This window comes from Proteus hauseri (genome assembly GCF_040139125.1).
Lineage (GTDB): Bacteria > Pseudomonadota > Gammaproteobacteria > Enterobacterales > Enterobacteriaceae > Proteus > Proteus hauseri_B.
In genome coordinates, this window is record NZ_JBEEUB010000008.1 from 217379 (window position 1) to 243012 (window position 25634).

Genomic DNA, 25634 nt, shown 5'->3' on the forward strand with positions numbered 1-25634 from the left:
GTTACACCTTTTGCCTTGAAAAGAGTTGTCTAACCAATCCATATTGGTTATATAAGCAATAAAAAACAGAGAGAACACCGCTTATAGGTATGACCGCATAAATCACGCCAATAGGGATTTGTAATGCGGAATCAAGCTGTCCCATTTGGCGACTCATGCCAATGTAACCACCGATAGTGAGCACCAATAATACAAACATTGTTGTGGCGAACTCACTTAAAATTTCTAAATAGATACGTATCTTATGAGGCATACGATCACGCATAAACGTAATCGCGATATGTTCACGTAACCCAAAGACATAAGCACTACCAATTAAAATTAACCAAATAAATAGATAGCGAGAAAGCACTTCACTGACTGCACTAGGATCATTAAATAAATAACGAGTCACAACTTGATAAGTCACGAGTATCGTCATAAAACCCACAAGAAAAATACAAAAATAAGCGACGACAAGATCGATTTTTTGCTTAACACTCGTTAGAAATGTATAAAAATCCTTTTTCACAACAGGTGTATTAGGGTCATTTGAAGAAGGTAATTTCTCTGAAGGTTCCATGGTTGATCCTTATAAGAGGGGCTAAAATTTAGCCCCTTGTAACAAACGGCATTAGTTGGCTAATGCGCGGATCTTATTGTAAATATCTTTCTGTTCTGGTGTGGTCAGCATCGACTCTTGTAGCGGTTTACAACGCTCTTGGAACGGCTTGATATCAACTTCAGTGAACGTTGCACCTTGGCTAATAGCCGATTGTCGAGCGGTATCTAATGCTTGATTAAATAAGTTAAATTCCGTCACGGTACTTTCTTTGGCTAACTTACGGAAAGTAGCCTGATCTTCTGGGCTCATCTTATTTAAGAAGGATTCATTAGCTATTAATAAGTCAGCAACCATAACATGACGGGTATAAGAGAAATGAGGTGCCACTTCATACTGCTTTAAGTCAGCATAAGTGATTTCATTATTTTCAGCGCCATCAAGAACACCTTGTTGGATAGCGGAATAGACTTCACCTTGCCCCATAGGAACACCCGTTCCTCCCATGCAAGACAACATTTTCACCATGGTGTCAGATTGCATAACTCGGATTTTTCTTCCTTTCATGTCTTCCGGTGTTTTAACTGGCGTTCCTTTCACATACATACTACGAGCACCCGCTGTATAGGCTGTAATTACTACAAAACCATTACCTTTGGTTGCACCAAATAGCCCGTCTAACGTATCACCAGTAAACACTTTTCTTTGGTGTTCTGAATCGTTGTAAATATAAGGCATTGCCAAAACAGAGAAGTTCTTGTTGTAGTTTTCAACAAGAGGATTGGCAACCACTGCCAATTGAATAGCACCTGATTGGACTAATTCAAGTGCCGCACGTTGGTCACCTAATAATTCGTTAGGATGGATTTCGAGTTTATATTTACCACCCGTTGCCGCTTCTAACTTTTGACTAAAATCCTCCAATGCTTTGTATTGAGGATTATTTTCAGATTGGTTAAACGCGGTTTTCAAAATGACAGGACTATCTGTTTTTTCGTCTTCACCACATCCCGATAAAAAAAGGCTAGCAACTACAACGGTGCTGATAAGAGATAACTTAGGCAAAACATTCATTGTATGCATGTGAACCCCTTATGGGTTTGCTTATTTTGATAGTGTTTATGCTACTTGAATTTCACTTTATTTCAGTGATCGAATTCAAGAAAATGAAATGGCGTTCCTATTTTTTGAAAATAGACGACCACTTTTAAATCTGAAATCAAAAATAAACCATAACACATTAAAAAATAAGCATTAATTATTTATTATAAAGATAATTATGACGTAGAAAAAAAGAAAGTTAGATTTAAGACATCGATGATTAAGTCTCTTTAAACCTGAATTATCGACGATTAATTAAACGAAACAGAAGCCGATAATCAGGTTTAGAAGAGCAAATAAGAGGATAAATAGCCGAATTATTATTACTGCGTGGCTAACCACGTTTTGCTGATTTTAAAAACAGCCTTTTTTATTTTTTGTGGATCATTAACCTGACATGTTGGACGATGCACTTCACCTGGATAGAAAATGGCAAAATCCCCTGCTTCTAATAATAAGCGTGTCGTAATCGGTGGATTATCTAAAAAGATTAAATCTGGTTTTGTTTCTTGATATTGATGAGGATAAGAAATCGTTGTGCTGGTAGAGATCATCTCTTGACCTTTAAGCACAATTTGAATATCAAGATAATGATCATGAAATTCGCTTTTTAAGTTTCCTTCACAGTCCGTTGTTGGCGTAGAGATAATATAAAAAACATCATCATTAATGATGCGATATGTTCCTTCCGTTTTCGCTTGTAATGCATTTAACGATAACTCATCTTGAGTGAGTAATTTCCATAATGCAGGTGGTAACATCGTTGCATCAAGTTGCTTTAAGTTTCCGGTGATCATCTGCTAACCCTTTTAAATTAATGTTTAAATTCAATTACAACGCTGTCATTGCTTCTTTCGCAAGTGCCCCTATTTTGTCCCACTCTTGGTTATCAATAAGGTTTGAAGGCACCATCCATGTACCGCCACAAGCAAAAACACGAGGCAATGCGAGATAATCTTTCACATTATTTGGATTTACACCGCCTGTTGGCATAAATGAAACCGGATAAACCGCACTAAGTGCCTTTAGCATAGCAATGCCCCCCGACAATTCCGCAGGGAAAAACTTCAACACATTTATGCCCAACTCCATTGCCTCTTCGACTAAACTTGGCGTATTGATACCCGGAATAATAGGAATACCGCGTTGCTGACAATACTGCACAATTCGAGGGTTAAAACCGGGACTGACAATAAAATCAGCACCAGCCTCCATTGCCTGATCGACCTGCATTTTCGTTAATACTGTACCTGCGCAGATAATCATATTAGGAAACGCAACTCTTAATTGACGAATAGCCTCTGCAGCAGCAGGGGTACGAAAGGTTATCTCCGCACTAGGCATACCGTTTTCAACCAATGCTTTACCCAATGCGACCACATCATCTGCATTTTTAATCGCAATAACGGGAATAATCTTTAATGCGGTAAGTTGTTCAAGGAGTGTTGGCATAGTGTGTCTCGTTAAGTGAATAGACGATACGTCTATCGAAGAGAGTGGCATAGCGGCTTGAGGAATAATTGCGCCACGATGTTGAATAACTGTACTTGCGAGCAAATGCGCATAATGTGCAGCTTCAAGCACTGATTTATCAGCTAAACGTGCAGCAAGATAACCCGCACTAAAGGAATCACCCGCGGCAGTTGTATCAATCACATTTTTCTTATTGAGTTTCATCGCGGGAACTTCATTACATTGCCCTTTATGTATAATCAGGCAAGGCTCAGCACCTTTTTTAATAACAATTTCTCTGACCCCAAATTCCATGGTCCTAGACACACAATGCTCTTCTTTACTATCACCCCAAAGAAGAAATTCATCATCTAATGTGAGAAAAGCAAGATCAGTTAATGACAGAATAGCTTGATAGGCTTTTTGTGCAGCATTGAGACTTTCCCATAGTCTTGGTCGATAGTTATTATCAAAGGCAATTTTCACGCCTTTTTCACGACACTTAGCCAATTGTTGTAAAAGTAACGCTCGGTCTTCGGGCGATAAAATCGCTAAGCTGATGCCACTTAAATAGATGTAATCAAAATCCAGTAATCGTTGAAAAATAAGAGGCGCTTCTGGTGTTTGTAACCAATACCGAGCAGCGGCATCGTTGCGCCAATAATGAAAAGTACGTTCTCCCTGCTCATCCGTTTCAATCAAATAAAGCCCAGGTAACTTATTTTCTAACCTTTGGACTAATTCAGTCTGTACACCTTCTTTTTGCCACTGTTCTAACATGGTGCTACTCATTGAGTCCGTCCCTAATGCAGTCACATAATGGACCGATAAATTGGGATTTGCTCGAGTTAAGTAAACCGCCGTATTAAGGGTATCGCCTCCAAAATGGCGCACAATGCTCGCCTGATTTTCAGAGAGTTCAATCATACATTCGCCAATAACAGCAACATTGATAGCCATAGCGCTTTCCATTTTCACATTAGCAGTGATGCTATTTTATTTTAAATACATTTAATTAAAAAGATTTAAAACAATATTTCATTAATTTTGTGATAGCGATATAATTTTTAAAACACCTGAACGCTATGCTTAAAAACAAAATTCATAAAAAGCAATTAAGTACTTACCTTGTTATATCGTATTCAAACATCATATAAGGTACACAAAATCATCACGATTTATTATCTTGATTTAGTTTAAATTCAAAGTGATAACCATAAAAAAGAGATCAATATTAGATATTTTTTATATAAAAATAGTGTGACTACCAGCACGTTACCTTATGAAAAGCCGTTAAGCTTATTGAATGATCACGGCTAATCGCTATAATTTTTGTAGCATTTCAAATATAATGAAACAATAAACCATTTTTTGGGACTCACAATGTCTGAAATAGAAAACTCACCGGAATCAGTATCATCCGTACTTAAAGTATTCGCTATATTACAAGCACTTGGCGAGCAAAAAGTCATTGGTGTGACTGAGTTATCCTTACGGATCATGATGTCTAAAAGTACCGTCTACCGTTTTTTACAAACCATGAAAACATTAGGCTATGTTTCCCAAGAAGGTGAAACGGATAAATATTCTCTTAACTTAAAATTATTTGAGTTAGGCGCCAAGGCGCTCGAAAACCAAGACTTAATTAAGCTGGCTGATGAACAGATGTATCGTCTTGGAAAACTGACTAAAGAAACACTGCATTTAGGTACATTAGACGAAGACAGCATTGTTTATCTGCATAAAATAGATTCTGAATATAATCTACAAATGTATTCTCGTATTGGTCGTCGTCGTCCGCTTTACAGCACTGGGCTAGGTAAAATCATGCTCGCTTGGCTACCTGAAACAGAAATTCGCGCGATCCTTGCCAACGTAACATTTGAACCTTTTACAAAATACACACTGAAAGATATTGACGCGTTACTTGTTGAATTAGAACAAGTTCGCAAACAAGGCTATGCCGAAGATAAAGAAGAAATGGAACACGGCTTACGTTGCTTTGCTGTGCCTATTTATAGCCGTATGGGCAGAATTATTGCCGGACTGTCGTTATCACTTCCTTTAATTCGCTTCCAAGAAGAGAACAAAGAAACGCTAATCTCTCAACTGCATGAAGCGGCAGCGAATATTTCAGCGGGATTAGGTTTTCATGACTACCCTTTTAGCTACACAGATACCAATGCCATCGCTGAAAACATTTAAGATTCGCTTATAACTCACTATTAATAATAAAAATCCATTAATTTTATATTGATGGATTTTTTTATTTACACATCATGATTAAGAACTCTGTAATTTGGCTTTATAGAGTTTAAAAATGGTTTGGCTATTCACTACCAAAAATAGGCTTTCTTGTATAATCCCACCAATTGAACCCGCCCAAATATTATGTGTTAACCAACACAACGTGCTCGTCAACATACATAATCTAAGGACAATGCCGTTAAAGCGAAATAATGCATAGGTTGTTAATGTTGTCGCAAGTAACGTTAAGATCTGTATTGGATGGATGATGTTTGGGATCACTAAAAACCATGCCAAAGCAATAAAGATCAACATGATCCCAATATTACGCGAATAGCCCGATACCCAATTTCGTATTGCACAAAGTAAACAGTTAATGGCGCCTACCGTTGAACCGATTAAAAAGAAGTGAATCGACATCAAAAAGCCATTTAACGTGAGCTGAAACCTGAGTTTACTATCTTGTCGTTGCATAAAGGCAGTGGCACCAATAAGGCAACCCAGAACACCGATCCCTTGGGCAAACCAATAATTTTCAAAAAACATGCGATTTCCCCTATTCCTAGCGCAACGAAAAAAGGCGCCTTTGGGCGCCTTCTTCAATAATAGTGCATTAACGAGCCAACCAACCACCATCAACTGCGATGGTATAGCCATTAATATAATCAGCAGCTGATGATGCTAAGAAAACAACAGGTCCCATCATGTCACTCGGAACACCCCAACGCTCTGCGGGGATACGTTCTAAAATAGCCGCATTGCGCTCTTCATCAGCACGTAGCGCTGCTGTATTATTGGTTGCCATATAGCCCGGAGCGATAGCATTAACATTAATGCCTTTACTTGCCCACTCATTCGCTAACAAACGGGTGACACCCATAACGCCACTTTTAGAAGCCGTGTAAGACGGTACACGTATACCACCTTGGAAAGAGAGCATTGACGCAATATTAATAATTTTGCCACCCGTACCTTGTGCGATAAATTTTCTAGCCACCGCTTGAGACATGAAGAAGAGACTTTTAATATTGAGATCCATCACATCATCCCAATCTTTCTCTGTAAAATTGATCGCGTCTTCTCGGCGAATAATACCTGCGTTATTGACTAAAATATCGACATGACCAAAATGAGCAACCGCTTTATCAACTAATGCAGGTAACTCACTGGTTTTGCTAACATCCGCTTTTATACTCAAAAAGCGACGACCTAATGCTTCCACTTCAGCGATAGTTTCTGTCGGTTCAACAAGGTTAATTCCCACAATATCGCAACCCGCTTGAGCAAGACCTAATGCCATGCCTTGTCCTAAACCTGTATTACAGCCAGTTACAATGGCGACTTTACCTTTCAGATCAAATGCATTCAGGATCATACTATTACCTCGAATATAGAAAATATGTACCGCCAATTCATATACTTGGCAGCTACTTTATTATGAGTAATACATTTATCTGATTAGCGCAGATCGCGAACCGCAACATGGTCCATATCGCTAAAGACCTGATTCTCACCCACCATACCCCAAATAAAGGTATAAGCCTGTGTTCCAACACCAGCATGAATAGACCAACTTGGCGAAATAATGGCTTGTTCGTTATGGACTAATAGATGACGAGTTTCATCAGGTTTACCCATCATATGGAATACCGCAGCATCTTCTTTCATATTGAAATAAAAATAGACTTCCATACGGCGTTCGTGTGTATGGCAAGGCATGGTATTCCAAAGGCTTCCTTCCTCTAGCTGGGTCATACCCATCACTAATTGGCAGGTAGGTAATACATTCGGCACTAAATATTTATAAATAGTACGGCGATTACTGGTACTTGCGTCCCCTAATGTTTCAGGAGAAGCCTGATCTTGTGTGATTTTACGTGTTGGATACGTTGTATGTGCGGGTGCGCTGTTGTAATAAAATTTAGCAGGTTGAGTGGAATCAATACTCTTAAAACTCACATCACGAGCACCTTTACCCACGTAAAGTGCTTCCGCTTTACCCACCTCATAATCTGTGCCATCAACGGTAATAACACCCGCACCGCCGATATTAATAAGACCTAATTCACGGCGCTCTAAGAAGTATGTGACACCAAAAGATTTACCTAATTCATTAGAAAAAGTTAGCGCAGAACCTACTGGCATAATGCCGCCAAATACAATGCGATCAATATGGCTATAAGTCATCGTCAGTTTGTTGGGGCTAAAAACCTCTTCTATCAGAAACTCGCGGCGCAAGCCTTCGGTATCAAGTTGTTTGGCATGGTCGCTATGAATGCTTTGACGAGTTTGCATAATGAACCTCAATTCCTAGCCTTGATAGGCATTAATGATAATGTGTGAAAATGCATCACTTTTATAGAGACACGATATCAATAAAAAACACAACCATCAATAAAAATATAAAACATTGTTTTAGTTTTTTGAGCATGTCGTTCTTTTTATATAAAAAGGTATTATCTTAGCGAGGAGACAACAAAAAGAGCCACTCATTTGAGTGGCTCTAAACTTAACTGATAATGATTTATTTATGGATACTTGATGACTTTATTTATAGTTTTGCTTAATTTCTTGAGCAATCGCTAACCCGCGTTTTGACTCTTTCTCTGCAATTTCGACAGATAAACCAATATAAGAGCGAGGATCTAACATTGCTTTGATTTCATCATGACTAAATGCGGCGGTAATGACCTCGTTTTTGGTCAAGTTGGTATAAAAATCTTCACCATCAGCGGCAGTTTTAATTGCCTCTTCATAGAGCAATGAGTGCGCTTTATCTTTACCTAATTTTTCTGCCATTTTCATCATAACGTATTCAGTATTATCTAATCCTTTGTTTCTTAATACGTTATGTAGCATTCTTTCTTCATGAGGCACGATTGTTCTAGAAAGCTCTTCTGTTCTTAATAGAATTTCCGTTGTCAGCTCTAAGGCTTCTTCAAGTAATCCATCAAATAACATATAAGAGCTGCTATCACCCTCATAAGGTCTCACCGCGGAATACATACCAACACTCGGTAAAGAGTAGAGTTTTTGTGAGTTAGCAATAATTCCTTTTGCCAGTTTTGGATTTATTTTATGAGGCATAGTGCTGCTACCCACTGTACCTTTAGTAAATCCTTCAGAAACCTCGGCTATCTCTTCTAGTGTAGTGCTATACACTTCTTCGCCAATTTTATGACAGATATTTGCCATTAGCGCTAAATTAGCCATATATTCTAATTTATGCGTACTGAGATTACGCGATGGCACTTCCATCGCCTCCATACCCACTAATTCAGCAACACGTTTTTGGACTTTCATTCCCACTTCAGGCATTGAGTTAAATGCACCAACAGCACCACCCATCATGATAGTAAATACTCGCTTTTCGCACTCTTTCATGCGCTGATAACAGTCGATAAAATCACTTATCCATACAGAGACTTTATAACCATAAGTGATAGGAATCGCATGGCGTCCATGCGTTCTTCCTGCCATCACCATATGCTTAGTCTTCTCAGCTAAACCTGATAAGTTTTCGATGATCTCACTTAAGAGCAACATAAATTTATGGTGCACTGTTTTCATCATATAGAGCTGTGAACTTTGCTGTATATTTTGTGTGGTAATACCGTAATGGATATATTTACCACTCTCTTCTGAACATGCGTTCACTAATACCTTTAAAAAAGGCACAAAACCATGACCGATTTTTTGATAAATACGGCTCATCTCTTCAAAGTCTATATTCTCTATAACTGCCTTTTCTTTAATTTCATCTGCGGCAGATTGTGGAATAAAACCTTGTTCTGCTTGAGCTTGAGCTAACATTGATTCAAACATTAACCAAGTTGAATATTTGGCTTCATTGGATAGCAGCTCTTTTATACCGCGATCATCAATTGTTTTACTTTTAGAATCGTATAACGCTCTCATCATGTATCCTTTTTATTTCTTCATTGCTTCATCAACAGCATTTCGGACAAACTCTACTTTTGGTCCGTAAACAACATGGACATGATTTGCCGCAGGTATAAAGAATGCTGTACAACCTGATTCCAACATTAGATCTTTATCTATTTGATTCACTTCTGAAATATCAATACGAAGTCTTGTAATACAGTTATCAACGTTACGAATATTTTGTTTACCACCTAATGCTTGAATTAAGATCTCTGCAATTTCGCCATAACGTTTTTCTTTGATTAATGTATTTTTAAGGTTGCTAGACTCTTCTCTTCCTGGTGTTTTGATATCAAATTTCACGATAGCCCAGCAGAAGATAAAGTAAGTCACTACCGCTAAACTGGTGCCAATAATGACTAAGAAAATCCAGTTTGTATTTTCGTAAAGCAAACCAAAGATAGTGAAGTCAAAGACCGTTCCTCGGATATAACCAATAGCAACACCCGCGAAAGAGAGTAAAACCGCACCAATACCCACAATAATGGCGTAAATTAAATATAAGAGCGGTGCAATAAAGACAAAGGTAAATTCCAACGGCTCAGTAACGTTTCCGAGCATCGCGGTTAATACCATGGTAACCAGCATTGATTTAACTTCAGCACGGTTCTCTTTTTTAGCTGTTTTGTAAATTGCCAATGCGATAGCAGGGAATAAGAATAGCGTGACCAGCATTTGCTGTTGTGCCATAAAGCGAGTCAAGCTTGGCATCATCGCCCAATATTCACTGCTTGGTCCTTGGTTAAACAGCACTTCTGTCATTGCAGGAACAACACCGACATAGGTTTGTCCATCAATAATGTAAGAACCACCGGCTTCAGTGAATCTAAACAGAACGTTCCATACATGGTGTAAGCCAAATGGAATAAACAGTCGTTCACCCCCTGCGGTAAAGAAAGGTCCTACAGGGCTTAAAAATACGGCTGAAAGCTTAGTTAATCCCATCACTAAGACTTCCCAAATAAAGGGTAGTAACGAACCAACACCAATCATTAACCCGACCATAATAATGGCGACGGATTTTTTACCTGAGAAGAAGGCAAATGCGGTAGGAAGCTCAAGATTATAGAATTTATCGGTCGCCCAAGCGGCAATTAATCCAGTGATAATCCCTCCTGCGGCACTAATATTCATGGTTTGTATGCCTAGAACCTTGATTTGCCCCACTTGCGTCATAATCGCAGGATCCGCAAGTTTACCCGTCAATACCAACCAGATATTGATGGTACTTATCAAGGTTAAGTATCCGACGACGGAGGCAAAGACCGCTATCCCCTTATCTTTATGGCTCATGCCATAAGCGACCCCCATGGCAAATAGGAGCGGGATATTGTCAAAAATAACGCCGGCAATAGAGCGGATACTGACTAATAATGCATTGACTGTTTCATTCCCTAAGAATGGAAATCGAGCAATCATATAAGACTGAACGAGAGCACCACTAATCCCCAGTATCATACCAATTGGCGCTAAAACGCCGATAGGTAGCAGTAGGGTTCTACCAAAGCGTTGAATGGATTCACTGAACTTTTTTCTGGCCATATTTTTTTCCTTATGACTCTGAATATAAAAAATTACAGAGCTACTCTAGCACTGGGTGTTCTATAAAATGAATGACGTTGCGGTTTTAAATATTATCTTAGGTCATTATTTATGACCTAGGTCTTAAGATTAAAAATGAAATAGCAATAACTGATATAAAATAGTTTTATATCATTCATATATTTCCAATTTAAGAAAAATAAGTTAATAAGAAAATAGCTGTTATTATTGAATAAATATTTTATTTTGATTTTTAAATATAAGTGATTATTGATTAATATTAATCAATTAATAATTGTAAATAAATTATCATCTCTAGAAAAACTTATTATTGCTATAAAACTAAAGTAAATTTTCCAGTTCATTAATAAGTAAATCCACTAGAATAAAAAAACCAATTCTAGATTTTGTATCATCTCTTTTAGTGTCGTGACTATCTGCAAAACAAAACAGGGTATTGTTTGCATAAGCGGTAAGTTCGTTGGTATGAAAGGCGGTCATACTAATGATGTTGGCATCTTTTAACTGCACAATTTTAGCCGTTTCAATAATTTTTTTAGTTCCACCAGAAAGGGAGATAAAAATCACCGTATCATCTTCATTAACGAGTCGAGTAAAAGAATCAGATAAGTTGTAATCATTAATAAAAAAACAGTGAAGTCCTAACGCAAACAATAGATGCTCAAGGTAATACCCCACCGCTTTACTGGTGCCTCTTGCAACAATAAAGATATTTCTAGAATGGCGTAATGTTTTGGCACAATCATGGATCTGTTCTTCATTAATTAAGGTAAAACTTTTATTAATATTTTTTTCTAGCTGTTTTTTATAAGATGAAGAATTGATTTTTTCTACTTTATTTTTTGTTAAGTTATAATTATTAATTTGAAATTTAAGCTCTTTAAATCCACTAAACCCTAACTTTTGCGATAAGTTAATGATTACGGTTTTTGATACAAATGTTTTCTCTACTAATTCATTAATATTTAAAAATGGAATATCAGAAATATTATCAGTGAGATATTTTAATACTTTTTTTTCGCTGACCGTTAAATTGTCGTAATTTTTTAAAAAATCCAGCATATCTCACCTAATAAATTGCCTTTGATGATATCGTAATATATGAAATTATAGCTTCTCGTCAAGAGATTGAGTATACGTTAAATCATATGCTTATGCAGGGATTCACATAGCAATTTTGTGAGTTAGGATGATTATTAAGTAATCTAAGAAAAAAATAAAGAACAAGAAAGCTGTAATAAAAAGCGGACGTTTCGCCACAAAATGTCGAACTATCGACCGCTTTAAAAAATAGTGATAAATAACAATATATTGAAGATATTGTTGCTCATCTAATAACGCTATCAATCAGAGTTATTCATTACCCCATTGATTTAAAAATGTCGCGATATCATCAATGCGTTGCGCATTAATTCCCGCTTCTTTCGCCATTTCTTTCTGCGTATCTTCACTGATTTCTTCGTTATTCGTCAAGCTAGTGAGCAGTAACTGAAAATAACGTGCCAGGGCATCTTCTTCTGCTTCATCTACTGGTTTTGCAGATTCCATCGCATATTCTTCCACGATGTCATAATATTTAAATGGTATTTCATTATTCATAGGTCGCCCTCAAGGGTTAATGCTGATATCTATTATTGCCTACATCGTAGTCGCTTAAAAATGGAAACTGTAATATAGAATATTTGAACATTATAAGCCGCAAGATGGGTTGTCGCTAGTCAGCTTAAAATTCGCTATTATCCACACCTACTTTTTATTCGGATAGCCTGATGTCTAAGATTATTGATACCTTTATTGCCCCACCTTGCCATGATGAAATTGAGGTTCTCTATCAAGACGCTCATCTAGTACTTATCAATAAACCTTCAGGGCTTCTTAGTTTGTCAGGAAAAAATCCACAAAATATCGATTCAGTGCATCATCGGTTAGTAACGTTATTCCCTGATTGCACATTAGTTCATCGCCTTGATTTTGGTACTTCAGGATTGATGGTAGTAGCTCGTAATAAAGCGATAAATGCCGAACTTAGTCAGCAATTTAGTCAGCGTACCGTAACCAAAGTCTACAGCGCACTACTTTGTGGGCATGTAGACGATAACGAAGGGATAATAGATGCAGCAATTGCTAAAGATCCCGCATTGTTTCCGTTGATGACCATTTCTGAAATCCACGGCAAACCTTCGCGTTCTCATTATCGAGTGATTGAACGCTTTTATCGCCAATTAGAAAACGGCACATTACTGCCATTAACGCGGGTTCAACTCACACCAGAAACAGGACGCACTCACCAACTCAGAATACATTGTCAGCTATTAGGTCATCCTATTTTGGGTTGTGATTTGTATGGTGGCAGATTATTACTGGGTACAGAACAGACTCCACGACTGATGCTACATGCAAGCGAGCTGCATTTTATTCACCCAATAAGTAAAGAGATGATAAAAGCGCATAGTGCGAGTCCATTCTAAACATAAATTATTTCAGTACTTTTATTGTTGCTTCGATATCAATTTCATCTTCAGAGAACGTTAATATTGTTCCATGAAGCGTAGTGATAGCTAATTTTTTTAGAGAGCGCATTTCATCAGAGTTAGCTGATTTTGGTCTAATACTATTCATCAATGCGCCAACAGATAGCACGGTATTTTCTTTATCAATGCGTGTATCAGCAGGTACTTCTTCACTATAAACCACATAAGACTTGATAGCGGTAAGCTTAATTCGCTCACCTGCAATATAGATGTATTTGCTATCTGGTATCACTTTGACAGCATAAGCTGACAAGCCTTTAGTATTGGTGGTCGGTTCAAAAGTCACCGCAGCACCTTTTTTTATCAGATCAGGGTTAGAGACCTTAATCACATGAAAATAACGATTATCACCGTCTTCATCTTTGATAAATCCAAAACCTTTATCTTCAAACCACGTTGTGATCGTTCCATTCATCGCCATTACCGCCTCTTAATCATTATCTACCTAGTTTTTCTGCGCGTAGTATAAAGCACAATGCAGATACAGACTATGTCTTTGGTTTTAAGTCGAGTAGATTAATTTTAGTATATATAAGAGAGAGAAATTAAGTCACAGAGTAAAATACTGTGGCTAAAGTTTCTCATACCCAAAACTAAAAAATGACATTCTATTCCTGCTCTATTTCTCCTTCTGTTCCATTATGGGTATGGGGTATATTAGAAGTCCTATCGTAAAACTATTTTTTTAAAACAGGTAATATTTGCAATGGCTCTGATCCCAAAAAACTATGCACGTTTAGAAAGTGGTTACCGTGAAAAAGCACTGAAAATCTACCCATGGGTATGTGGACGTTGTGCACGAGAATTTGTGTATTCAAACCTACGAGAATTAACCGTTCATCATATTGATCACGACCATACCAATAACCCAGAAGATGGCAGTAACTGGGAATTATTGTGCCTATTTTGCCATGATCATGAACACTCAAAATACACTGAAGCAGTCCAATACGGTACAACAGTAATAGCGGGAGAGGATGCGCAAAAAGATGTTGATGCAGCAACTTATAATCCTTTCGCTGATTTAAAGTCAATGCTTAATAATAAAAAATAGTGTTAGTAATATCTGCTAATAATATAAAACCAACGTTGGTAATTTAGTTAGCATTATAAAAATAGTAAGGCGACTCTTTTTTGCTGATTTATTTTAGCAAGCCTTTCTATACTTAAATATTCAGCCTTTATCCATATTTAATTATCATAATTAAATTTTCAATATTCGCTTTGGTACAAAACTAACTGGTAAAGAAAGTTCATTAAAATAACCGGATCAGTGCGACAATTAATTAGTTAAGCCGCTACTATTAAAAAGATATTTTTTATTCGTGAATATACTCACCATTCACTCGCACAAATATCACGGATACATTCAAACATCTGATCAAAGAAACAAGCACAGCCAACTGATAAACATACGAATTAGCCGCTCACCACCTATCAAAAACACTTTAATTTTCTGTATTCAAATTGAAGTGGAACGCAATATTTTTAGATACTTCCTTAAATAATTCAACCAAAAATAATAAACATAATTACTTTAAATCTATTAAGCAGATAATAAATACAAGGATATTAGCTCAATATAAATTTACCTTGATTTTTTTATGCTAACTTGGCTAAATTAAAACCAAGATAAATCAGTAATAAATATAACCAATCTATTATTTCTAATATTTACGGTATTTCTTCTTATATATCGTAGAGATAAATAACATCGTCATTACGTTACTGCGTGATATATAAAACTATTGGCTAACAATTAGCATTATTAGGAAGTTATTCAAAAAATGAATAAATGTCATTATATAAAATGGAAATTGTTCTCTTTTTATTTTTTATCTGTTCCATTAATTGCAGCACCATATACTTCCCCTACACCGGCAGAACAAGCCGTGTCGATTGATGATCGAGAACAACAGCGCCAAAAAGAGCGAGAGCGTGTTTTACAGCAGCAAAATAGACCTGATATTGATACTCGTCTTCCTCGCTCCGATATCGAACTTCCTGGCTACCCTCTTAATGAAAAACCCTGTTTTTTGATTAATACCCTTACGCTTGAGGGGGAAGCTTCTCGTGATTTCCAATGGGCACTAAAAGCGGTGGATGACGCTAAAGGTCATTGCCTTGGTGAACAAGGTATTTTGTTAGTCGTGAACAAAATTCAAAATGAAATATTATCAAAAGGCTATGTAACCACTCGAGTTATGGTACAAGAACAAGATCTTACACAAGGTCATTTAACACTCACACTACAACCCGGTCGAATTCATGAGATCCGTTTTGATGATAATGTCTCTTGGCGTGCTCGTTTATGGAATGCGATCCCCACATCATCAAGGGATATTCTTAACCTACGTGATATTGAACAAGGGTTAGAAAATTTCAAACGCGTGCCCAATGTCACAGCAAATATTCAAATTGTCCCCGGCAAAGAAGATGCAACCAGTGATTTAGTTGTGAGTTGGCAAGAACAGCGCCCTGTGCGGCTAAGTTTGGGGTTAGATAATAGCGGTTCAAAAAGTACCGGCCGTTATTTAGGTTCGGCGACATTGGCCATTGATGCACCTTTCTCTCAAAACGATCTGTTCTATGCCAATGTCAGTAAAGATTTCTTTGATCATGGTCCTTTTGGTAATCGCTCATATACGTTTAATTATTTTATTCCCGTAGGATATTGGTCATTTTCCGCAAATTATAACCATTATACCTATCACCAAAGTATTCCTAACGCTAATGAAGTACTTCGTTATAGCGGCAAAAGTGACAATGCGCAATTTACTGTGTCACGACTGCTATTCCGTAATCAATTTCATAAAACCACCCTGAATATACGTGCTTATCGCAAACATTCCACCAATGCGGTCAATCAGATTGATATCGACCAACAACATCGTCGTACTGCGGGATGGGAAATTGGACTCAATCAGCGCAGTTACTTCGGTACTTCTACATTAGATGCCAACATTAACTGGCGTCGAGGTACAGGGGCATTTCATGCATTGCCCGCCCCCGAAGAAGCAACCGACAGCGGTAGTGCGAGAACCGGCATGTGGCTTGGCGATCTTAGTTTTAATCAACCTTTCTCTTTGGGTGAACAACCTTGGCGTTGGAATACCTCACTGCGTGGTCAATGGAGTCAACACGCGTTAACGCCACAAGACCGCATGGCGATTGGCGGGCGTTATACCGTGCGCGGTTTTGATGGCGAACAGAACCTATCTGGTGAAAAAGCCCTGCTTTGGCGCAATGACATTGCGTGGAACCTGTTTTCTCAAGGGCAAGAGCTCTATTTAGGCATCGATTATGGTCGCGTTGAGGGTGCCAACACGCACTATCTCGTCGGGCATCAACTTGCTGGAACTGTGCTGGGTTTACGCGGCTCACTTTGGTCTCGGATAAATTACGACGTTTTTATCGGTACGCCTCTTTATAAACCCGAGCGCTTTTATACCTCAGGTGTGACCGCTGGTTTTAGTCTTAATGTAGAAATTTAATCTTTCTGTGGCAGTTATTCCCCTTGGTTTAACTAATCCTTTCTCTTTTTTGGATTGTTGATTTTAAAGGTATTATCTATGAATAAGCATTGTTACCGTCTTATCTTCAGCCGTACTCATGGGGAATTACGTGTTGTTTCAGAATTAACCAAAAGTTGCAGCACAGTATCTGGGCAAACTCGCAGTGCTCAAGAGGCTCGTTTATGGGTTACCTTACGTCACACCGCGTTATTATTATGGCTGACGTTAAGCTGTAATGGCGCCTTTGCTGACGGCATTATTGCCGATAATCGAGCACCTCAAAATCAACGTCCTGACGTGATTAATACCCAAAATGGGCTGCAACAAGTCAATATTGTTGCCGCCAATAACGCAGGAATATCGCATAACCAATACCGCCAATTTGATGTTGAGCAAAAAGGGGCAATCTTAAATAACTCTGCGGTAATGACATCCACACAAACCGCAGGCATCATTCAAGGCAATCCCAATTTAAATCAAAATACCGCACCTGCTCGCGTCATTCTCAACGAAATTAACAGTAATAATCCTAGCCAAATTAAAGGCTTTTTGGAGGTTGCTGGCGGTAAAGCGCAAGTGATTATTGCCAACCCAGCAGGCATTATTTGTAATGGCTGTGGCACCATCAATGCAGGAAGAATGACCTTAACAACCGGTAAACCTCAACTCAATAGTGATGGTAGTTTAGTGGGTTACCATGTTGAGCGAGGTGTTATTCGTGTTGAAGGCAGCGGCTTAAATGGCGATAGCCGCCATGATACTCAATATGTTGATTTATTAGCACGCGCAGTAGAAATCAATGCGGGTGTGTGGGCAAAAGAGAAAATTGACGTTGTTGCAGGTCGCAATAATATCGATGCACAAAATAAAGCCACCGCACTGAATAATAAAGAAAATAAAGACAGCAACATTAAACCAGAATTTGCTATTGATATGGGGCAAATGGGGGGAATGTACAGCGGTCAAATTCACATGGTGGGGACTGAAAATGGTGTTGGCGTTCGCAATCAAGCCGCTCATTTACAAGCTGATAAAACCTTAACCGTTACCAGTAATGGACAATTAGTTTGGCAATCGACTAAAGCACAAGAAGCCATCACCCAAGCAGGTAGCAATATCACGTTATTGGCAAAAGGTGATGTGACGCACCAAGGTAAATTACATAGTGGTGGCGCATTACGAGTTGAAAGCCAAGAAGGTGCGCTTGTTCAATCCGGCACCTTAGCCGCAGCGCAGGATGTCACCTTAACTGCCAAAAAAGAGATACAGACGCAAGGTAATTTACTTGCTGGCAGCAATCTAAATAGCCAGATCACCCAAGATGCCAACCTTACCCTAAATAGTCAGTCGACTATTTATGCCAATGGTCATTTGCTTAGTAAAAAAGAGATTAATGCAACAGCAAAGAATGTCGATTTGAGTCAAAGCCAAATTGCAGCTTCAACGTTAACACTGAATGCCACACAAGGTGACGTGCGTTTAAATAACACGCAAATTGACACCAATAAAACACATATTGCAGCAACAGGAGATGTCTCATCTCGACAAGCACACATTAAAACTAAAAATTGGGATATCAATACCAATAATCTCTTTAACCAAAAAGGGATTTGGACACAAACAGGAAAAAGCGAAAGTGGTTTGGCATTACGCGGACAACTGGATAATACCGAAGGCAGCATTGAAGCCTATCAATTAAAACTCAATACTGGCAGTCTAAATAATCAAAACGGGCGTTTAGTTACGCTTAATAGCGCAAAACAGCATTGGTGGTTCCAAGGGGAACTTAATAATCAACAGGGCGTATTAGGTAATAATGGCGCACTTACTCTCGATGCGAATACTATTAATAACCAATCCGGTGAGATTAAAAGCCAATCGACATTAACACTCACCGCAAAATCTGGCATCGATAACCAAAAAGGCAGCTTACTTTCAGGTCATAAATTGGTTTTAAATACCAATGACACACTTAATAACCCATTAGGTACGATCAATAGTCGCCAAGTCGAGATTAAAACAGGCTCGCTAAATAACATTCAAGGACAATTAGTTAGCCAAGACACGCTTACGCTCTCAACCTCAAAAGCGCTGAATAATCGTCAAGGCATTATCGCAGCAGGTAAAACATTAACCTTATCCACACAAGGCGATTTAAATAATAAAAAAGGGACGATCCAAAGCGAAAATTTATTTAACCTCTTCGCAAAAAATATCGATAACCAAAATGGCGAAATTAACGCTAACTCACTGGTTATTACGACAAACCAATTAGCCAATCAGCAAGGTAAACTTGTTGCGACTCAAAACCTTGAGTTGACCTCTCATCAATCCATCCATAATACCCTTGGCTTGCTTGAAGCGGGTCAATATCTCATAGCAAAAACGCAAAGTATTTGGAATAACCAACGCGGTGTTACACAAGCGGGAAGCCAAGTAATAGCTCACGCTAATACGCTTGATAATACAGAGGGATATTTACAATCAGCAGGTGCACTCACCTTAAATACTGACGGCAATGTGATTAATACCGCAGGTAAAATCACCGCGCAGCAAACATTAGATTGGCAAGGCACTGAAACCAGCCAATTTAATAACAATAACGGAATAGTACAAAGTCATGGCATTTTAACCTTAAAGGGCGGTCAATTAACCAATCAACAACAAGGTAATATTGTTAGCCTAAAAGCATTACAACTTTTGTTAAAAAACGATTTACTCAACCAAGACGGTAAACTCACTAGCCATGAAAATACCTTAATTAAGGCAAATAATGTTATTAACACTCAAGGTGAGATAAATGCATTAAATCAGTTAGATATTCAGTTGGTTAATCAACTGGATAATCGTCAAGGTCGCCTTTTTAGCCAATCATCACAATACTTACAAGCGGCTAATATTCTTAATATAAAAGGTTGGATGGGCAGTTTGGGCAGTTGGTCTGCTAAAACAGCCATTTTTAATAACCAAACTGGGCAAATTCAAAGCCAAAAAGCAGCGAATTTAGCAGCTAATACGTTGAATAATGAGAATGGCATTATTCAATCCAGCGATAATATTGATTTGCATATCATCAATCGCGTGAACAATACACAAGGCAAAATCAGTGCACAAAAAGCGATTAATGCACGAGGTGAACAGCCAAATAGTACCATTGAAACGATCAGCAATAACGCAGGACAATGGTTAGCCGGAAATACGCTGACATTACTTGCCAAAAATATCGATAATTCACTGCAAGGCTTGCTGTATAGCCAAAAACAGATACAGCTTCTGGTTGAAAATGAACTGGATAATCGCCAAGGAAAATTACAAAGCGCAGACGCTCTCTTATTAACGGCAAAATCACTGCAAAATCAATCGGGGTCAATTGATAGTCAACAGGCTATTACCCTAACTTTATCAGGTTTATTGAATAACACCCTTGGTAAAATTAGAAGTAATCAACATCAATCAATTCACGCTTCCCAAGTACAAAATCAGCAAGGTAATATCAGTAGCCAAGGGGAACTAACGCTTAATGCCAAGCAGCTTGATAATACAAAAGGCACATTGATTAGCCAAAACAATAGCCATTACCTCGTTAATCATATTAATAATGAAAGCGGTAAAATTCATAGTGGTAAGGCATTAACACTTGCATCAACAGAGATTCAAAATCAGCAAGGGCAATTGGTTTCAACACAAGCGCTAAATATTAAAACCACCCAATTTGATAACCACAATAACGGCATCTTAAGTAGCCAAGGAATATTAAATCTCACTACAGATACGTTAAACAACCGTGATAATGGCTTGATTTGGGGTACAACCCACAATGTAATTTCTGCAAAAAATATCGATAACACACAAGGTCGATTACAAAGTAACGATCTGTTATCGCTGATAAATCTGACTTCGCTTGATAACCAACAAGGGAATATTTTAGCCAATGACAGCATTGAGATTAATGCCAAAAATACCCCTTTCACTTCACCATTAGTTTTATTAAATCAACAAGGTGTAATCCAAAGTGGTAATAAACTCACGGTTAATACGCAGACCATCGATAATCAAGGTGGAACCTTACAAAGTCAAAATGCATTAACACTGACTGCGGCACAAGACTATATACAACGAGCTGGCGATATACTAAGTAGTAATCATTCACTCTCCCTTTCTATTACAGGCGCTTTTACAAACTTAACCCACTGGTTACTACCCAGAGAGTTAACAATAAAGAGCGCACAGTTTACCAACCAAGGTTCACTCGTCAGTAAAGCGCTCACTCTCACAACCGATATTGCGCGCAACACCGGACGTCTTGAAGCAGATGATTTTGCTTTTAAGATAAATCGGTTGGATAACACGGCAACCTTAATGGGCGATAACGCAGTGATCAACGCGAACGTTATCGATAATAAAGGAAAAGATGCCGTTATCGCCATAACACAATCTTTAGACTTAAATGCAAGTGATAACATTATTAATCACGAAGGGGCGATGATTTACAGTGGTGACAAATTATCGCTGTCTAGCACGCTGATTGAAAATAGAGCGAGTGTGATAGAAGCCGAAGGCGATGTTTCGCTTAGTGCCAAGCGACTAAATAACTTACGTGAAGGCTTAAGTTTTGAGCGAGAAGCTGAAACCAGTGATTACCGTTGGCATCGTTATAACTATTATTGGCGCTCTTTTGAAGTTGAGCATCATGACGATAGCCGCCAAATGGCGCCAACCACCCAACAACTCACTGTTAAAAATGAGCAAGCCGCCATTGATAACCCATATGGTACGCTGCTTGAAATTGACCCAAATAATAAGCGAGCACAAGTTAGGGTTAAAAATAATGAGGGTCAACTGACTGATATTTGGGTCAACTATCTTGCATTAAAACCCAACAGTGATGGTAGTTATGCCATGACTTTCTATGAAACACGAGGTCATGCTGATCGCCAAAAAAGCACACCAACCTCTTACCATAATACAGTGTGGCGTGAGCACAATCGTGGCTACAATGAAATTTGGGATCCTGAACAACACCTTGATATCGATAATCTTCTTTATGTCAGTGACTATAGCGGCTTAAGAGAGCGAACCGTATCAGGAACCGCCATCCGCGATAAATTGATTTCTGAAGGCATCGGAGCTCGTATTCTTTCCGGTGGAAAGATGAAAGTGAATGTTTCTGAGGTGCTTTTCAATGAGGCGAGCACAATTATTTCAACGGGTGATCAATCCATTGAAGGTAGCGGAAAACTTGAGAACAAAGCCTATTCCGTTAATGAACATCGCCAAGAAAAGATTGTTGATCATTATGATATTAGTGGAAATCATTGGTACCCTTCATTTGATCATGATGAAACCACCGCATTAACCACCATTGAAAGCGTTATTTCAGGCAATGGTAATGTCACCATCAAAGGCACTTCCATTACCAACACCACGGTTAATGCGGCACAAATTAATGACATTGAAGCCGCATTAAAAGCAGTAGATGCGCAACGTGCTGAATTTGCACGTAATCCCCTCGCCTTTGATATCGAGGGGGCGAATAAACAGGAAGTGAATACTGATTTTATTGTCAGCGATAAAACAACGTTAACCCATTCTGATGCAACCTCACCACTCGAACGCCCTCTTTTACCTGCTGAAATTGCACTGACTGAAAAACAACATTTAGGCAATATCGCCACCGAGATCCCCAATAACGGACTCTTTCGACAACATTTATCGCCAGATAACCCATTCTTAATTGTTACTGATGAGCGTTTTACTAGCCGCAGCAAATTTATTAGTAGCGATTATCTACTCTCTCGTGTGGGTTATTCACCTTCTCAAGTGCATAAACGATTAGGGGATGGATCCTACGAACAACGCCTTGTTCGTGAACAAGTTTTAAAATTGACTGGACGCCCTTCTCTTTATGAAGGGAATGCGATGATGCAGTATCAATTCTTAATGAACAATGGCGTTAACGTCGCCAGTGATTTTAATTTGCGCCCCGGAGTGTCATTAACACCTGAACAAATTGCGGCATTACAACAAGATATCGTTTGGTTAGTCAGTGAAACGGTGGATACCGCACAAGGATCACAAACGGTGTTAGTGCCAAAAGTGTACTTAGCGAATAAAACCTTAAACTTACTCAGCAGTGGTGCCATTGTCAGTGGTAATAATTTACATCTTTCTGCCAATAGCGTGAATAATGCTGGGCAACTACTGGCAAATAAAGGCATCGACATTGATGCCAAACAATTCGCACATCAAGGTGGCGATATTCATGCAGAAAACATTAATATTCAAGCTGATAGCATTACACTGAGTACCCATTTACAAGACGCCTTACGTCAAGCGTCATTAAGTGGCAGCAATATTTCGTTAAAAGGCAATGATATTCAGCTACAAGGCGCAAAACTGGATGCGTTAAACGATATCAATCTCAATGCCCGTGATAATTTAGCCATCACCACCGCAAGAAGTACGCATTCGGGGGAAATCAGCGTGATTTCCGGCGCAATGGGTAATCGCACCAGTGACGGAATAGAACCAGTAGAAGAACATCGTCTAGCCCAAATAAGTGGTGAATGGCAACTCGCTCAAGGTAGCGAACTTAATGCAGGTGGTGATCTCAATTTAACCGCAGGAAAAGATATCACCTTGCAAGGTAGCCAAGCCAAAGCGAGTGAACAACTTACCGTCAACGCGGGCGATAGTCTCAATATTATTGCCGATAGCACCACCACCAAAACGCATCTTGAAGCCAATAGCAGTACCTCTTCTGTTAGCAATACTCGCAAAGAAGAACGTCTGCTATTAAGCACCTTAAGTGGCGATAAAGGGGTGATATTAAATGCAGGTAACACACTCTCGGCACAAGGTGCTCAAGTTGATAGTCAAGAGGGTAAAATCAGTATCAACGCGCAGAATATTGATATTCATGCAGCAAATCAGCATCTTGAAGATCAAGATAATGAGCAAGTTAACAGTGGCAGTAAACGTAGTGACCGTGTGGTTGAAACCTCGCAAAATAGTGTTACTGGTAGCACGTTAAGTGGGCAACAAGGTGTTGATATTGTCGCACATAAGCGTGATATCAACGTTACAGGCAGTACACTGCACAGTGAAAAAGGGGCGATTGATTTAACAGCTAAACAAAATATCACTATTAATAGCGCAACAGAGACACAGAGTGAGTTTTTAGAACAACATTCAAATAGCAAAGGCTCTTTAAGCTCAAGCAGTACCCACACTGTTCAAAATGACCACATCACTCGAGAACAAGGCAGTATAGTGAGTGGCGAGCTCGTCAATATCAATGCCAGCAATGATATTCAGGTGAGTGGTTCTTCTGTTGTGGCTGAGCAGGATGTCACGTTAAAGGCGAGCAATAATGTCAATATCTCTGCAACAACAGAAACGGACTCGCATTCATTACTGGAAGAGAAAAAGCGCAGTGGTGTCTTTAGTAATGGCGGTATTGGTTTCACCATCGGTCAGCAATCTTCTCGTCATCAAGTTGATGAACAAGGTACCACACAAAACCAAAGCGCCAGCACCATTGGCAGCACCCAAGGCAATGTCAATATTACCGCCAATGATAAATTGCATATTGGTGGTGCCGATATTGTCGCCAATAAAGAGATCAATCTAACGGGTGATAGCGTTCAAATCGACCCCGGTTTTGATAAACGTACCCGTGAAGAAACTTTTGAGTCGAAACAGAGTGGCTTAAGTGTAGCGTTATCAGGCACCGTAGGCAGTGCACTCAATACGGCGGTTAGCACCGCACAACAAGCGAGAAAAGAGAGCGATGGCCGTTTAAGTGCACTACAAGGGACTAAAGCCGCACTCTCTGGTGTGCAAGCAGGAGTTGCTTATCAACAAGATAGCTTAATTTCACAAGCCGCCGACGCGAAAAATGCAGAAACGGGTGTGAAAGCTGGTGAGGACGGCGCTGAAAAAGGCGCGACTAATACCATTGGTGTAAGCGTCTCTTATGGCAGCCAATCTTCGAAAAGCGAAACCCATACTGAAAGCATGGTTTCTCAAGGCAGTACACTCAATGCAGGGCAAAACCTCTCGATTAGCGCCACAGGTAAAAATAAAGAGAAAACCAGCGGTGATATTGCCATTGAAGGAAGCCAACTTAAAGCGGGTAACGAAATCACCTTAAATGCGGCACAAGATATCCATCTCTTATCAGCGCAAAATAGTGAAAGCACCCAAGGCAGAAATAGCAGTAAAGGCGACAGTGTCGGGGTTGGCTTAGGCGTAGGTGAAGGCGGTGCTGGGGTTAATCTTTCAGCCAGCGTAAATGCCGGTAAAGGGCGCGAGAATAGCAATGGCGTCACTCACACAGAAACCACCTTAGATGCCGGTAAGCAAGTTAACCTTACCAGTAAACGCGATACAACGCTTAAAGGGGCACAAGTCAGCGGTGAACAGATCACCGCCAATGTGGGGCGTAATCTCACCCTAGAAAGTCAGCAAGATCGCGACCGTTATGATGCCAAGCAGCAAAATATTAGTCTTGGCGGCGGTTATACTCTCGGCTCAAGTAATCCAACCCTTAATCTTAGTGCGAGTAAAGACAAGCTGCACAGCAATTACGACAGCGTGAAAGAACAAACTGGGCTGTTTGCTGGCAAAGAGGGCTTTGATGTTAAGGTAAAAGAGCATACTCAGCTTGATGGCGCTGTAATTGGCTCAACTGCCAATAAAGACAAAAACAGCCTTGGAACAGACACCTTAGGCTGG

Annotated in this window: 17 protein-coding genes and 1 pseudogene; 5 read left to right on the plus strand and 13 right to left on the minus strand. The window is 39.1% G+C overall.

Translation table 11 applies throughout. The features are described from left to right. Nucleotide 1: 1 nt before the first annotated feature. The 5 genes and pseudogenes from ABN099_RS14390 to ABN099_RS14410 all read right to left on the minus strand — a co-directional run. Complete coding sequence (locus ABN099_RS14390; protein WP_349464568.1) at nucleotides 2-562, minus strand: TRAP transporter small permease; 561 nt, start codon at nucleotides 560-562, stop codon at nucleotides 2-4. A gap of 51 nt (nucleotides 563-613) precedes the next feature. After that, on the minus strand, nucleotides 614-1624 hold the full coding sequence (locus tag ABN099_RS14395) for a TRAP transporter substrate-binding protein (protein WP_349464569.1): 1011 nt from the start codon (nucleotides 1622-1624) through the stop codon (nucleotides 614-616). Nucleotides 1625-1965: 341 nt separating this feature from the next. Further along, the gene (locus ABN099_RS14400; protein WP_349464570.1) at nucleotides 1966-2439 is read right to left on the minus strand and encodes a YhcH/YjgK/YiaL family protein; all 474 of its coding nucleotides are present in this window, start codon (nucleotides 2437-2439) and stop codon (nucleotides 1966-1968) included. 34 nt (nucleotides 2440-2473) lie between these two features. Further along, nucleotides 2474-3145 (minus strand): bifunctional 4-hydroxy-2-oxoglutarate aldolase/2-dehydro-3-deoxy-phosphogluconate aldolase, encoded by a 672-nt coding sequence (locus ABN099_RS14405; RefSeq protein ID WP_349464597.1) that lies wholly within the window; start codon nucleotides 3143-3145, stop codon nucleotides 2474-2476. After that, nucleotides 3140-4054: pseudogene (locus tag ABN099_RS14410) on the minus strand (sugar kinase); the annotation flags it as partial. The pseudogene ABN099_RS14410 and the gene ABN099_RS14405, both read right to left, overlap by 6 nt. Before the next feature lie 423 nt (nucleotides 4055-4477). On the opposite strand from ABN099_RS14410, the gene kdgR reads away from it, so the two are divergent. Beyond that, a complete protein-coding gene (kdgR, locus tag ABN099_RS14415) occupies nucleotides 4478-5299 on the plus strand; it encodes a DNA-binding transcriptional regulator KdgR (RefSeq protein WP_349464571.1) in 822 nt (273 codons plus the stop codon). A 78-nt stretch (nucleotides 5300-5377) separates the two neighbouring features. Here kdgR and ABN099_RS14420 read toward each other — a convergent pair whose 3' ends face one another. The 7 genes from ABN099_RS14420 to ABN099_RS14450 all read right to left on the minus strand — a co-directional run bounded on the left by ABN099_RS14420 (nucleotide 5378) and on the right by ABN099_RS14450 (nucleotide 12448). Continuing rightward, nucleotides 5378-5887 (minus strand): YgjV family protein, encoded by a 510-nt coding sequence (locus ABN099_RS14420; RefSeq protein ID WP_349464572.1) that lies wholly within the window; start codon nucleotides 5885-5887, stop codon nucleotides 5378-5380. Between the two features lie 67 nt (nucleotides 5888-5954). Further along, complete coding sequence (gene kduD / locus ABN099_RS14425) at nucleotides 5955-6716, minus strand: 2-dehydro-3-deoxy-D-gluconate 5-dehydrogenase KduD (RefSeq protein WP_349464574.1); 762 nt, start codon at nucleotides 6714-6716, stop codon at nucleotides 5955-5957. Nucleotides 6717-6799: 83 nt separating this feature from the next. Next, nucleotides 6800-7636 (minus strand): 5-dehydro-4-deoxy-D-glucuronate isomerase, encoded by an 837-nt coding sequence (kduI, locus tag ABN099_RS14430; protein WP_349464575.1) that lies wholly within the window; start codon nucleotides 7634-7636, stop codon nucleotides 6800-6802. A gap of 252 nt (nucleotides 7637-7888) precedes the next feature. Next, nucleotides 7889-9259: a class-II fumarase/aspartase family protein gene (locus ABN099_RS14435; RefSeq protein WP_349464598.1), complete on the minus strand. Its 1371-nt coding sequence runs from the start codon at nucleotides 9257-9259 to the stop codon at nucleotides 7889-7891. Nucleotides 9260-9271: 12 nt separating this feature from the next. Continuing rightward, the gene (locus tag ABN099_RS14440) at nucleotides 9272-10828 is read right to left on the minus strand and encodes a PTS transporter subunit EIIC (RefSeq protein ID WP_349464576.1); all 1557 of its coding nucleotides are present in this window, start codon (nucleotides 10826-10828) and stop codon (nucleotides 9272-9274) included. A 342-nt stretch (nucleotides 10829-11170) separates the two neighbouring features. Continuing rightward, nucleotides 11171-11911: a MurR/RpiR family transcriptional regulator gene (locus tag ABN099_RS14445; protein ID WP_349464578.1), complete on the minus strand. Its 741-nt coding sequence runs from the start codon at nucleotides 11909-11911 to the stop codon at nucleotides 11171-11173. Between the two features lie 291 nt (nucleotides 11912-12202). Next, nucleotides 12203-12448 carry a DUF2543 family protein gene (locus ABN099_RS14450; protein WP_349464580.1) on the minus strand — a complete coding sequence of 82 codons (246 nt, stop codon included), beginning with the start codon at nucleotides 12446-12448 and terminating at the stop codon, nucleotides 12203-12205. A 170-nt stretch (nucleotides 12449-12618) separates the two neighbouring features. Between ABN099_RS14450 and ABN099_RS14455 the strand changes: the two genes are divergently transcribed. Further along, on the plus strand, nucleotides 12619-13317 hold the full coding sequence (locus ABN099_RS14455) for an RluA family pseudouridine synthase (RefSeq protein WP_349464581.1): 699 nt from the start codon (nucleotides 12619-12621) through the stop codon (nucleotides 13315-13317). 7 nt (nucleotides 13318-13324) lie between these two features. Here ABN099_RS14455 and ABN099_RS14460 read toward each other — a convergent pair whose 3' ends face one another. Beyond that, nucleotides 13325-13801 carry a cold-shock protein gene (locus ABN099_RS14460; protein WP_349464583.1) on the minus strand — a complete coding sequence of 159 codons (477 nt, stop codon included), beginning with the start codon at nucleotides 13799-13801 and terminating at the stop codon, nucleotides 13325-13327. 285 nt (nucleotides 13802-14086) lie between these two features. Here ABN099_RS14460 and yajD point away from each other — a divergent pair, with 285 nt between their 5' ends. From yajD to ABN099_RS14475, 3 genes are all read left to right on the plus strand, one after another. Next, on the plus strand, nucleotides 14087-14434 hold the full coding sequence (yajD, locus tag ABN099_RS14465) for an HNH nuclease YajD (RefSeq protein ID WP_349464584.1): 348 nt from the start codon (nucleotides 14087-14089) through the stop codon (nucleotides 14432-14434). 733 nt (nucleotides 14435-15167) lie between these two features. Next, nucleotides 15168-16874, plus strand: coding sequence for a ShlB/FhaC/HecB family hemolysin secretion/activation protein (locus ABN099_RS14470; protein ID WP_349464585.1), 1707 nt, complete (start codon nucleotides 15168-15170; stop codon nucleotides 16872-16874). A 78-nt stretch (nucleotides 16875-16952) separates the two neighbouring features. After that, a partial coding sequence (locus ABN099_RS14475) for a hemagglutinin repeat-containing protein (RefSeq protein ID WP_349464587.1) occupies nucleotides 16953-25634 on the plus strand: 8682 nt, incomplete at its 3' end.